The organism is Hafnia alvei, assembly GCF_034424155.1.
Lineage (GTDB): Bacteria > Pseudomonadota > Gammaproteobacteria > Enterobacterales > Enterobacteriaceae > Hafnia > Hafnia alvei.
In genome coordinates this window covers 3,967,588-3,980,716 of record NZ_CP139992.1, presented here as the reverse complement: position 1 = coordinate 3,980,716, position 13,129 = coordinate 3,967,588, and the positions used below count along the sequence as shown (strand labels likewise).

Genomic DNA, 13,129 nt, shown 5'->3' with positions numbered 1-13,129 from the left:
AATTAGATCGGACTTCAAAATTCAATATTATAATTTTTTGATACCATTACAAAAATCCTCAATCGAATCACTGAGCAACGTCAGCATAGCCGATGTATTTTTAGATAAATCCTCTGGTAAATCAGGTTCGGTAAGATTATCGTTTTTCTCCCCCGTTTTTAGCCGCTTAACTATAACGCCGATATTTTCTACATTTTGCTGGATAAAACATCCAATTTCGGGGTTAACGGGCGCGTTTTGCTGACACCAAAGCACCACCGCATCAGTATTGATCAGCATGCTTTTTGCCTGTTGCATAACCTCCTGTAACTTCTGACAAGTCCCATCATGGGAACCTTCTGCTTTCATCCAAGTGGGCTCAAGGGCAATCTCGGTGGCTAAATCCTCACACTCTTTAAAGCTTAGCATTAATGCACCTCGTTTATCTTCGGTAGCATTTTTCATGGATAGGCTGGTTTTCATTAAGTCCATTAGGCCAGCGAGCTTAAGCTGCAATACTTCCCCATTTCTTTCGGGCTTGATTAAGGTTTGAATCAGCCCAGCGATAATAATGCCTAAAATGACGCCGACAATTCTGTCGCGTACTTCGGTGAGATCGCTGACCGGCGTAAAACCATTGAGAACGGCGAGTGAGAAGGTCAGCAGCATTTGGATGCCAGCATAGCTAATATTCTCTGGGCCAGTGGCAACCCATGAACAAAGTATAAAAATAGGCGCTGAAAGTAATAGCAGCCCAAATAGCGTGGTTAAATTTGGCAGAATAAAAACAATGGCAATCAGTGCCGCAATACTTCCAGCAATAGCACCTAATAAACGTAGCGTGATTTTTCGCTGTGTTTTGCCTAAACCTGGCTGGGCAACAACGAGGCAGGTTAGCATGATGGTGTGAATACCAAACCAGTCTGTGGCGGTATAAAAAATATAGCAAATCAACGCGCTAAGTAATGTTTTTAATGCATAGGTAACATAGATTTTATTTGAGAATGCATCAGGAACGAAGAATGAGAAATTTTTCTTTTGGCTCGGGCTATTGTCGTAAGAGACATTTTTATTTTGATCGTAATTATTTATCACCTTTGCCATTTCACGTAGGGTTGTATCTCCTATATTCGTATTAATAGCATCTGGCGTAAGAGGTGCTGAGTGATTTTTTAAACTGGCTATCATAACTTCACAAACAGACTTAATCCTTAAGGCTGTATCACGGGATTTTTGGTTAATTATCTCCACTGGCAAATGGCACGAAAGAGAGCGCATTTCAGAAACCATTGTTACCATCGCTAATTGCGCCGTATGATCGCTGGAACTTAATCGATCGCGGGATTTGGTATATTGCAGTAGTTTATACAGCGATTGTAAATCTTGACCAATCGAGGCGAGGGTATTTTCTTTTCTCTTGAGTTCATTGTCAGGAGTTAAGAGGTCCGCTATATGGTTAAGTTGCGATATAAGCGTTTTATTGAGTAATTTCTCAGGCTCTGAGGGAAGAAATAAAGCATTAATAATGAGAGTAACTGCAATGGCATAGCTCATCGCCACCCATACCCACAAGATATTTCTGATGATCTCTTCTGAATCTGAACTCACATCAACAAAACTTTGTGAAAAAATAACGATCAGAGCGACTAAGTAGAATATCACGCCATACTTTGAGGCTCGCATCATAAATAGACTAATAAAGGCCACCAATGATGCCAGTAAAATGCGTAAAAAAGGCACGTCCCAGGTTATTTTTAAAATTAACAGCGACGTTGCTACGGCCAGCGCGATAGAGATAATAAAAAACAGGCCGGTGAGCTTGGTTACTACAATATTGGTTTGGGTGACAAAAAAGACCACGATAAGTGATAGCGCTAGATCGGGGATCTGTAACGTTTGGCTGAGAATAACCACAATGATACAGGCCACGGTGGTTCGCAGGATCTGGTTTGCTCGGCCCGGATAAAACCCAAGCCCCTGATAAAATCGAGAGACGAAGAGGTCAAATGATTTCATTCTGATTTCCTCTAGGGTGCGGTATCTCGATAGACGATGGCAATCGCCGAGGCACCAACGCGAAATAGCGCAGGTTCTGGGTTATCGACGCGAATTTTGACAGGAAAGCGTTGGGATACATGCACCCAGTTGATGGTGCGTGCTACTGACGGGAGGCCGTTGCTCACGCCGCCATCTTGAGGAGATACGCCGTAGCCTATGGAATCAACGCTGCCGCTAAAGGATTTACCGGTATCGCCCATGACGTATATGCGCGCGGGAACGCCATTACAGACATTTTTTAGGTCGGTTTCACGAAAATTAGCCACCACATACCATGCTTGGGTATCAATGAGCGTCATTACCGGCTGCTGCGGCGAGGCATATTGCCCAATCGTGGTATTTAGAGATGTTACTCGACCATCGAAAGGCGCACGAATCTCACTGTATTCAAGGTTTAACTGGGCTTTTGCGATGTCCACACAAACAACCTTACGCTGTGCAATGAGTGCATCTACGCTGCTTACCGCTGATTTGGCCTGTTCTACTTCGCTGCGAGAGGCTTTATACATAGCCTCGGCGCTATTTTTTGCCGTTCTAGCTTGATCAAACTCTTCCGCGGAAACATATCCCTTGCCTTGAAGCGCCAATATACGTTGATAAGTGCTGAGTGCCTGCAGGTAGTTCTCTTTGGCGCTGGCTTCTTTCGCTGAAACGGCCTGAGCATTGTATTGCTGGGCATCAATGGTTCGCTGTGCGAGCTTTATTTGTTCATCTAAGGTAGCAAGCTGAGCGGTACCAGATTCAATGGCATGCTCATAGGGTCTTGGGTCGATTTTAAACAGCAGATCGCCTTTGGAAACCAGCTGATTATCTTTGACGGGGATCGTCACTATATGCCCTTCAATTACAGGAACCACATTAATGGTATCGGCATAGATATATGCATCGTCAGTCTGTGGGGCTTCATCGATCTTTAACATCACAATGCATAGCGCAATTAACGTTAAAAATACGAGCAAGCAAATATAAAACTTATTCTTAAGGGACATTCTGTATTTCTCTTAATGGGTAAAAAACAACAACCAAGTCAACATTGCGCTGAGAGCGGTAACACAGGGATAGACAATCACGGCAGGCTCAAGCCAGCACTGGTGTTCGCCTTTCCTTAACATTGTGTGCATGAGTGTCATAGCAATAACGCCAATGCCTGAACATATCAGCCAGTCAGGAAAAGATGCGCCAAACAGAACTATTGATGGTGCACAGGAACAACCCGTTAGGGACAGAATAATAACAACTAAACCGATCGCTTTTTCTGAATGGAACTTGATGTATTTAGTCGCTAATTTCTGCATATAAGTTTCTGCATAGAATTTTTCATAAAATCACGAGGGGTTAATAGAAATGAAATAAAAGAGATTCATTAAGAATCTCTTTTATAGGTTATTTTACAGAGCGACTTAGTTTTTTAGTGCCCATATATAATATTGGCCATCTTTCAGCTCAGCGCCTTCAAGCTCTTTTTCGAAACCTGGGAATTTTTTGCCCCATTTCGCAATGCTATAAATATATTGCAGCCATGGTTGCTCAGTGGTGCCGAAGCTTTCGCCTGGCATCACAATCGGAATACCCGGCGGGTAAGGGATCACCCCAACGGCGGAAATACGCCCTGCAAGTTTATCAAGCGACAGTAATTCGCAGCGTCCGGCCATATGATCTTGGAATGCGGCGCGAGGAAGTTTAACCGGCGTTGGAATATGGCTGAAGGCGGCTGCCTGAAGCTTATCCATCTGGCTGGTTTTCATGTAGGCAAACATCTCATCACACAGATCTTTCATGCCCATACCGGCATAGTTCTCAGCATGAGAGGCGGCAAGGTCAGGCAGACAGACTGACAGCGGCGTATTGCTGTCGTAGTGTTTTTTGAATTCGATCAGAACGTTAATTAATGTTCCCCATTTGCCTTTGGTGATCCCCACGGAGAACAGGCATAACACCATGAAATCTGTAGTGCGCGACGGAACGATGCCGTGCTGATACAGGAATGCGGTTACAACAGCGGCAGGAATACCGGTTTCCTGCATCTCGCCGTCGTCGCCCATGCCTGGTACTAAAATGCCGGCTTTGATTGGGTCGAGCATGCACCAATCGTCTTCCAGCTGTTCAAAACCATGCCAGTTTTCGCCCGGACGAAGCACCCAGCACTCAGGATCGGTGGTTAGCTGTTCTTTAGACGCACTCATGAACGGCACTTTTTTGCCCGTTTCAGCATCAATCACGTCTGGCGCATTCCACGGAGAGAAGAACCATTCCCCTTTAGCGGCAAAGGCGGCGTGAACTTTTGCGAGTGCAAGACGGAAATCTACTGCCTCATCAATCACTTCCTGAGTCAGCGCTTCACCTTGTTGGTCATCCATCATGGCTGCACCAATTTCATTGGCCGCGATAATGGCATACAGCGGTGAGGTGGTGGATTGCAGCATGTAAGACTCATTGAAACGCGAGTGTTCAATGGGTTTTTTGCCATTACGAATGTGAATGTAGGAAGCCTGAGAAAGCGCCGCTAAAAGCTTATGGGTAGACTGCGTGGCAAATACCGTTGGACCGGCTGCGTCATGCTCTGCAGGATTTCCACGCATCGCGAAACGATCGCGATAGAGTGGATTAAAACGTGCATAGGCATACCAAGCTTCATCAAAATGAATAGTATCGACGCTCTCAGCCAGAAGATCTTGAGCCTGTTTTGCGTTGTAGCACATACCGTCGTAAGTACAGTTGGTGACCACGGAATAAACCGGTTTAGGGTCAACGGCAAGCTGTTTCAGTGGATGCGCATCGATTTTCTGCTGGATAGATTCTGGTTGGAACTGTGACTTAGGGATCGGCCCAATGATGCCAAAACGGTTACGTGTTGGAATGAAGAACACCGGGATCCCGCCGGTCATCACCAGCCCTTGCTCGATAGATTTATGACAGTTACGGTCACAGAGCGCAAATTGGCCCTCCCCAACGACGGCTGACATGACGGCACGGTTAGAACCTGATGTGCCATTCAGAACGGAATAGCTTTGGTGGGCACCAAATACTCTGGCAGCATAGGCTTCGGAGTCTTTGATTGGGCCGCTGTGATCGAGCAGCGAACCGAGCGAATCACGTTCAATTCCGGTATCGGTACGGAAAAGATTTTCGCCGAAGAAATCAAGGAACTCACGACCAACCGCCGATTTGGTAAACGCAACACCGCCCTGATGACCGGGTGCTGCCCATGAATATTCAGGCGAGCCGTTGGTGTAGTTGAATAAGGCTTTTGTGAAAGGTGGTAATAGCTGGTCGAAATATTTTTTGATTAACGCGATGCTGCGCGAAGCGATGAATTCTGCGGTGTCTTCTTGCATCCAGATAAATTCATTCGCTAACTCCATCGTTTCGAGCGTTAGCGTCTCGAGGCAGGCATGCTCTGCCATCAATAATACCGGCACTGTTTTATTTCGACGGCGAATTTCTTGCAACAATTTTAATGCTTGGCTGTGTGAATCAGCATTATCCTCTTCAGAGGTCCAATCTACGAATACACAGCAAATAGAGGCGTCAGAGGTAATGCTCGCTATTCCATCGTTATAGGTTGTTGCAACGATAACCGAGAGGTTTCTTTCTTCTAGAGCCTCGATTAAATTACAGATGGACTGCCCATTAGCAGTGTTTTTATTTGTAATGTCACTATTTACCACTAGTACTTTACGTTTTTTGAGATGATTTAATTCAATCATGTTTAGTCCTATCTATTAATTAAATAAACTATTAAATAAACTATTAAATAACTTTTTGTGGCCTAGTGATAACTAGGCCACTTAGTGTTGTTATTAAGCTTGAACATCCAGCGGGAATGGATTTTTGTGTGTTCGGTTGTAATTTAAAGAGTAGAGTGCGGTTACGACCATTAACGCAACAAACGACCACATGACTTCTTGTGCGCCGGAGCCAATAACAGCCCATATGCAATAAGCAAAGGCAACCGATGTGATAAACGCAAATAACCCTTTTTGATTTCCTAAGTGACCGTGTCCCACAAGCAGGAGCGCTGCACAGGTGTAAAGATAAGGTACTAAGGTAAAAATAACGGAAACTGAAGAGACAATACCAAATTGCGCAGCTGCATTAGGCGATATCGAAGCGACTTGGAATATTGTCATCAGAATGCCGATCACAATAAGACCTTGTACCGGAACACCTTTTTTATTCACTTTAGCGAAGATTGGTGGGAATAGACCATCGTCAGCGGCTGCTTTAGCGGTTTGGCTGGCAAGTAATGTCCAGCCACCTAATGAACCAAGGCAACCGGCTGCGGCACAGAATGTCACGATAGCGCCCGCGGTTTCACCCAATGCCATACGCGCGGCATCACCGAACGGAGAGGTTGAAACACGCAGCGCTGCATTCGGGATCATACCCATAATGGCGGTGGTCGAGAGTACGTAGCAAACGGCGGCAATCAGTACACCACCAATGGTGGCAATTGGGACGTTTTTCTTCGGGTTTTTTACCACGGCAGCAGCAACGGACGCGCTCTCTACGCCGATAAATGACCATAGCGTAACGTTCAAGGTGCTTTGAATGGCGCCCAGCGTACCTTTCCCACTGACGTTCCATGCGGCCATATAGGTATCGCCGCTGAACCAGAACCAGCCAAAAATAGCCACTGACAGAATAGGAACCAGTGCTAGCACCGTTGCTACAGCCTGCACGCGCGTTATCATTTTTGCGCCGATAATGTTCAAAATAACAAAGAACCAGAGAACTAAAACGCAGGTCAGCGTCATGATCATGGGGTCTTTTAGCGCAGGGAAGAAGTAGCTGAGATAGCCAACGCCGATAACAACCATGGCAATGTTACCGACCCAACAGGCTAGCCAATACAGCAGGTTAGTTTGATATCCAATGAATGGGCCGAAAGCGCGACGAGCATAGGCATAAGATCCGCCAGGGCTGGCATCCAGCGAGGACATTTTTGCGTACACCATGGATAGCGCTAAAGCCCCAATGATGGTGACCAGCCAACCATAAATAGCAACGCCGCCCGTGGATGCTAGGTTTGCAGGAAGGAGAAAAACACCTGACCCCATAATATTACCTGAAACCATTAAAGTTACAGGTATGAGACCTACCTTATGTGAATCTGATTCAATTGCCATATATATAACCTTAACGGTTCCTATTTGTTTAATTAAATATTAGGTTGAGCAACGTTATTTAAGTGAGTGTTAATATTTTTAGTTACGGTGGGGCCTATATTAAACTCTCACTAATATAAACAGATGTCGTTCTGATTAGAGGTGGATTAAAAGTGTGTGAATGAAGTTTATGTAGAAAACTATAACTGTTGCAGTAATGCAAATATATAAGACTCAGCGTTTTTTATGGGTAGGTGGCGTCCTACGCTTGTAGGTATCAGGTGGCGTATGTATAAGATATATGAGGGAATAATGTAGCCCCAAGCAGTGGGTAACAAATAAAATTAAGCATGTGGAATATATAAACTAATGGTTTCATTTAGCTACTGTTTATTTTATTAGCATATAATCAACTCAATTCTACATTCGCGCTATCGAGAACATATTACTATTCTTTTGTTTATAAGATGACGTTGTAGCGTGCTTCTTGTTTGCAATCAATGAACCCTCCCTCGCAAAGCTGGAGCCGATAAGGCGTGTTCAAGGTTGTCTACATCAATAAAAGTGATAGGGCTCTCATCACGAAAAACGTTATGGCCTTCGCCATTGCTGAAATCGCTGTTGAGGTTTTCCTCTATATTTATCAATACAGTACGGCTTATTTTTGAGGTAGCAATGTTGAGTGAAAATAACAAGTTGAGCGCTATAATTATAGACGATCATCCTCTGGCGAGAGTGGCAATCAGAAATTTGCTGGAAAATGATGACATCAACGTGATTGCTGAATCAGGAGATGGCGCGGAAGCTCTGCAGGTCATTAAAGAAATGCAGCCGGATATTGTCGTGGTCGATATTGATATCCCTGTTCTGAGCGGAATCGAAGTTGTCGAGAAGCTAAGACGACAGCAAAATAGCTGCATTATCGTGGTGGTTTCTGCTAAAAACGATCGCTTCTATGGCAAGCGTAGCGCTGATGCTGGGGCAAACGCGTTTGTGAGCAAGAAAAAGGGCATGTCTAATATTGTGGCGGCGGTAAAGGCTGCGCGTAATGGCTATAGTTATTTTCCTTTTTCATTGGATAGCTTTGTTGGTAAGTTAACGTCAGAGCAAGAAAAGCTGGATTCCTTATCAACACAAGAAATCAAAGTTATGCGCTATATTTTAAATGGCGTGGATAACATGCATATTGCTACTGAGATGAATATTAGCAGCAAAACAGTAAGTACCTACAAAAGTCGTCTAATGGAAAAACTGGAGTGTAAGTCACTGATGGAATTATTTAATTTATCAAATAGAAATAAAATTGGCTGATTTTATGCTGCAACGCTTGCTCAGATTTACTCTGTTTTTCATTGGAACGCTATTCGTTGCTCAGGGTGCAATTGCTGGTAAAGAACCCATAAGGCTTGAGATTTTCAGTAATAGCGGGCCCATGCTCCCTAATCTCAAATTGAGCACTGCTGAGCAGTTGTAGCTGGCGAAGAAAAAAACCTTAGTTGTGGCTGTCTATTCCCCTGAGTCGCCACCGCTGATGTTGGATAGTTCCTCTGGTCGTTTCCGTGGGATGAATGCTGAATATCTGTCTTTGTTGCAGAGAGCGTTGGGTATCAACGTTAAAATTGACCGCTATGAAAGCGAAGAGTTTGCTTTGAATGCAGTCAAAACAGGTAAAGCTGATCTAGTGCTGACTTCGCTTAGAACAAATTTTAATGCCGTGGCACCATTTATTGCATCTTTGCCAATGGTAAGCGCCTATCCAGCCTTAGTCACCACGCAAAAAAATGTTATGCAACCGCTACATACGGATAGTCCGGTAACCATTGCTATTGCAGAGGGTTATCCTAGCGAACAGTTTGTAAAAGCTTCATTTCCGAATGCTAAAATTCTTCACTATGAGACTGCGTATCAAGCGCTCGCCTCGTTATATAACGGAAAAAGCAACTATTTCATTGGTAATAATCTTGCCAGTGGCACGACTATAATGCGTGATTTCCATCAGTCATTAAGTATTATAAAATTCTGGCGTACATCACCGATACATAATCAGTTTATCGCTCTAGATACGCAATCGCCTCTAATCCCTATTATTAATAGTTTTTTAGTAGGATTGACAAATCCTATTACTAATCATATCTCTCAGCCGTGGCTAGAGAGCGGTAATCCTGCGCTTTTGACGAAACCTTTATCACTAACCCCTCAGGAACAGCGTTGGTTAGAGAAACATCCCAAACTTAAAGTATTAATTAATCCGTATTATGCGCCGTTTACACTCTTGGATGAGAATAATGAAATCAGAGGTGTGACAGGCGATATCCTCAATCTTATTCATTTGCAGACGGGCTTAGAGTTTGAAACGGTGACGGCTAATTCCAATACCGAAATGGTTGATAAAATGCTAAACGGTGATTGGAATATACTCCCTACGGCAACATATAGTCCTAGCCGTGAGGAGTTAATTTCATTTACTCATCCCATTATTACGACGCCTTTTGCTATCGTAGTGAGAGCTTCTTCTAGCAAAGCTGAGCTGTTGCCGGGTATGAAAGTAGCAGTGACTACTATGCATATACTTACGGAAAAATTGCCTACCAAATATCCAGGGATCAAGATTGTGCAGGTCGAAAATACCAGCATTGGACTCAATCTTTTGGCTGAGGGAAAAGTTGATGCTGTCATATCAACGCAGCTAACCGCTCGTTACATGATAGACCACTATTATCCAAATCAACTCAAATATGAGATCATGGCGGATGAAGCGCCGGCTTTAGTCAGTTTTGCTATCCCGCGTGGGGATCAAGAGTTAAAGCAGATATTGAATAAAGCGTTAGATAATATCCCGCCAAAATCGATATTATTTATTTCCTCAAAATGGGTTAAGCTACCAGATATAAAAATTGACACTTGGCATCTATATAACAAGCAATTTTATATTGTCATTACACTGTCTATTTTTATTATTTTGAGTTTCTTGTTATGGGGTGGATACCTATCACGGGAAGTTCGTATGAGAAAACAATCTCAGGCGGATTTAGAGAATCAACTCAGCTTTAGAAAAACATTATCTAATTCGATCCCCATACCGGTTTATACCATTTCTCTTGATGGTGAAGTTCAAAGCTATAACAGTGCTTTTATGTCGTTTTTTTCAACTGACCAGAAAAATGTGACCTCTACATCTTTGTTTGATAGTCGTAACCCACTGTCTGATATTTTTTCGGTTCTCAACCGAGACATTCAACATGGTCTGATCCCGGATAAGGTTATTGAGCACAGCATTATGCTGAACAATGGTCGAGAGGATCGCCATATTATTCATTGGATTACGCTTTGTGTTATGCCGTCTGACAACGTTATGCCAACGCTAATCTGTGGGTGGCAAGATGTGACGGAATCCCGACAGTTGCTCAGTGCATTGCAAACTGAAAAAGACAAAGCGATCCAGGCTAATGAGGCGAAAAGTACCTTCTTAGCCAGCATGAGCCATGAGATTCGCACGCCAGTCAGTGCGGTAATGGGATTCCTTGAATTACTGGCGCTACATAACCAAAGCCCTGAAGAAGATAAAGAGTCTATTTCGCTGGCTTACGCCACGGCTCAGTCATTGCTGGGATTGATCGGCGACATTTTAGATATGAATAAAATCGAATCTGGGAGCTTTGAATTATCTCCAGATTGGGTCAATCTCGATGTGCTGATTACGACGGTGATGAGAGGATTTGAAGGTCTTGCCAAGCAGAAACAGCTCAAACTCACCTTTGTTAATCGACTGGTCAAAGGGGAATATTTACGTCTAGATCCTCAGGCAACCAAGCAATTGCTCTCCAATCTGCTAAGCAATGCTATAAAATTCACAGAACACGGTGGTGTTGAGGTCAGTGCAGAGTCCATCGCCACGCGTTCTGGCCAAACCCAGCTGATTTTACGAGTGACAGACACCGGGGCGGGCATTAGCCAAGAAGATCAGGAACGGCTCTTTAAACCCTACAGTCAAACTGAAACGGGTAAACGGCAGACAGGCTCTGGGTTAGGGCTTTTGATTTGCCGAGAATTAGTGACGCGTATGAATGGAAAACTGGGGCTGGTGAGTCAGGTTGGACAAGGGACAACGATGACGATCGATCTGGTCACGGCGGTATCTCATGAAGCGATGATTAGCTCGGTTGAGCTGCAGCCCGCAGTATATCCTGCCAAGAAACTAAAAATATTGATCGTTGACGATCATCCGGTTAACCGTCTGCTGCTGCGTCGTCAATTAGATACGCTGGGATATAAAGTCGATGAGGCGAGTGATGGAAATGACGCGCTGATACTGATAAATGAAAATAGCTATGACTTGGTAATAACGGATGTCAATATGCCGAATATGGATGGGGTGACTTTGACCCGTCATATTCGAAGTTTTAATAGTGATATCGTTATTTGGGGCTTAACCGCAAATGCCCAAACGCAGGAAAAAGATCGATGCCTAGCAATTGGTATGAACGCATGCCTTTTCAAACCGATTAATTTACAACAATTGGCTTCTGCATTGGCCTCTGTGGGAACGATAAATATGACTTACCAGCTAGACGAAATTATTGATATTGCGACGCTACGATCGCTGGCATTAAATGATCCAAAATTAATGCAGCAGATGTTGGAACAGTCTCAGCAAGAAAATAATAAAGATTATCTTGCTGCGCAGGAGGCTAAAATGGCCGGTGATTGGACTGCATTCAAAATGCATATGCATCGTATTAATGGCACTGCCCAAATTCTTGGTGCGGCGAAATTACAGGAACTAGCCGAAAAGTTAGAGAACTATTTAGTGGTTCAGACTGATGATTCAGCCATTGAACATGGAATGAAACTGCTTGAGGTTGAGCTAAATCGTTTAAGAGAGGCGATTAATAGCTTTTCACCGACATGAATAATGTTTATGTAAAATAAATGGCTCCATCGAAATCGTCAAAATTTAGAGAGAAGATGGAGCCATTAAGTTCTTTCATCTGTTTCAGCCGATTTATCTATTGAGCGAGCGAAACAGCGGCGTTGGATTTTAGCGATTTTTATACAGGTTATAACCCAATTGCTGAGTGAAGGCAGCTGTCATTTTTTGGCCTCGCACGCTGTTACCCATGGCATCCAGCGGTGGAGAGAATGCCGCAATTCCCATCACACCCGGAACTACCGTTAAAATCCCTCCACCGACGCCGCTTTTTGCAGGCAAGCCAACGGTATAAGCCCAATCGCCAGAGCTTCCATACATTCCTTCCATGGTCATTTCAGCGAGCAGGAAAGGAATATTCGCTGCGGTTAATACTTTTTTCTGTGTCATTGGATTTATACCGCCAGCGGCAAAGGTGGCCGCCATCGTCGCAAGCTCAACGGTATTAACTAGTGTTGAGCACTGACGGGTATATACATCACAGGCCTCCATGGGATCACAATACATGGCATCGGCAGAATAAAGCAGCCATGCAATGGCTCTATTATGAAAGTTAGTGGTTTGCTCTGAGTGATTAAGTTCTTCGCACAATGAAATCGGCGCGCCGGCTAGCTGTTGCTGAATATCGAGAATACGCTCCCATCGATGTTCGCTGCTGTTTGCTTTAAGGAGGCTAACGGTAGACATAGCACCCGCGTTAACCAATGGCGATAAGGGTTTTCCGTTATGCAATTCCAACGCAATCACTGAATTAAAGGGTAGCCCCGTCGGATCGGCTCCAATTTTGTTTTGCACCTCTGCTGGTCCTACGTCTTCGAGTGCTAAGGCAAGCGAACATACTTTGGAAATAGATTCTAAAGCAAAGCGGAAGTCAGAATCTCCCTGAGACAGAATATCGCCATCAACGGTGACAATAGCCATAGATGAGACGTTATTTGGGATGCTTGCTAAATAAGGAATATAGTTTGCGTTTTCCCCGCCCTCGAGCAGTGAGAATTGGGAATAGGCGTTCACTAATGCATCTTGTACATTATTTAGAATCATGGTCATAAAGTTA

General features: G+C 44.0%; 8 protein-coding genes. 2 read left to right on the top strand and 6 right to left on the bottom strand.

The features are described 5' to 3' along the window. Positions 1–27 precede the first annotated feature (27 nt). From U0008_RS18485 to adiC, 5 genes are all read right to left on the bottom strand, one after another. Entirely contained in the window at positions 28–1,995 is a 1,968-nt protein-coding gene (locus U0008_RS18485; protein WP_051874035.1) for an FUSC family protein, read from the bottom strand. Between the two features lie 11 nt (positions 1,996–2,006). Beyond that, complete coding sequence (mdtN, locus tag U0008_RS18480; RefSeq protein WP_043489239.1) at positions 2,007–3,026, bottom strand: multidrug transporter subunit MdtN; 1,020 nt, start codon at positions 3,024–3,026, stop codon at positions 2,007–2,009. A 12-nt stretch (positions 3,027–3,038) separates the two neighbouring features. Then, positions 3,039–3,332, bottom strand: coding sequence for a YtcA family lipoprotein (locus U0008_RS18475; RefSeq protein WP_072008130.1), 294 nt, complete (start codon positions 3,330–3,332; stop codon positions 3,039–3,041). A 105-nt stretch (positions 3,333–3,437) separates the two neighbouring features. Further along, on the bottom strand, positions 3,438–5,744 hold the full coding sequence (locus tag U0008_RS18470) for an Orn/Lys/Arg family decarboxylase (protein WP_043489241.1): 2,307 nt from the start codon (positions 5,742–5,744) through the stop codon (positions 3,438–3,440). 93 nt (positions 5,745–5,837) lie between these two features. After that, the gene (adiC, locus tag U0008_RS18465; RefSeq protein ID WP_025801093.1) at positions 5,838–7,166 is read right to left on the bottom strand and encodes an arginine/agmatine antiporter; all 1,329 of its coding nucleotides are present in this window, start codon (positions 7,164–7,166) and stop codon (positions 5,838–5,840) included. Between the two features lie 675 nt (positions 7,167–7,841). On the opposite strand from adiC, the gene evgA reads away from it, so the two are divergent. Further along, complete coding sequence (gene evgA / locus U0008_RS18460) at positions 7,842–8,456, top strand: acid-sensing system DNA-binding response regulator EvgA (protein WP_025801094.1); 615 nt, start codon at positions 7,842–7,844, stop codon at positions 8,454–8,456. A 187-nt stretch (positions 8,457–8,643) separates the two neighbouring features. Further along, positions 8,644–12,054 (top strand): response regulator, encoded by a 3,411-nt coding sequence (locus U0008_RS18455; protein WP_147440555.1) that lies wholly within the window; start codon positions 8,644–8,646, stop codon positions 12,052–12,054. A 129-nt stretch (positions 12,055–12,183) separates the two neighbouring features. Here the strand turns inward: U0008_RS18455 and glsA are convergent, their stop codons facing one another. Continuing rightward, positions 12,184–13,122 (bottom strand): glutaminase A, encoded by a 939-nt coding sequence (glsA, locus tag U0008_RS18450; protein WP_043489247.1) that lies wholly within the window; start codon positions 13,120–13,122, stop codon positions 12,184–12,186. Positions 13,123–13,129 lie beyond the last annotated feature (7 nt).

Coding starts and splice junctions, on each gene's coding strand:
- U0008_RS18485 (WP_051874035.1), bottom strand. CDS start 1,995: ATGAAATCATTTGACCTCTTCGTCTCTCGATTTTATCAGGGGCTTGGG.
- mdtN (WP_043489239.1), bottom strand. CDS start 3,026: ATGTCCCTTAAGAATAAGTTTTATATTTGCTTGCTCGTATTTTTAACG.
- U0008_RS18475 (WP_072008130.1), bottom strand. CDS start 3,332: ATGCAGAAATTAGCGACTAAATACATCAAGTTCCATTCAGAAAAAGCG.
- U0008_RS18470 (WP_043489241.1), bottom strand. CDS start 5,744: ATGATTGAATTAAATCATCTCAAAAAACGTAAAGTACTAGTGGTAAAT.
- adiC (WP_025801093.1), bottom strand. CDS start 7,166: ATGGCAATTGAATCAGATTCACATAAGGTAGGTCTCATACCTGTAACT.
- glsA (WP_043489247.1), bottom strand. CDS start 13,122: ATGACCATGATTCTAAATAATGTACAAGATGCATTAGTGAACGCCTAT.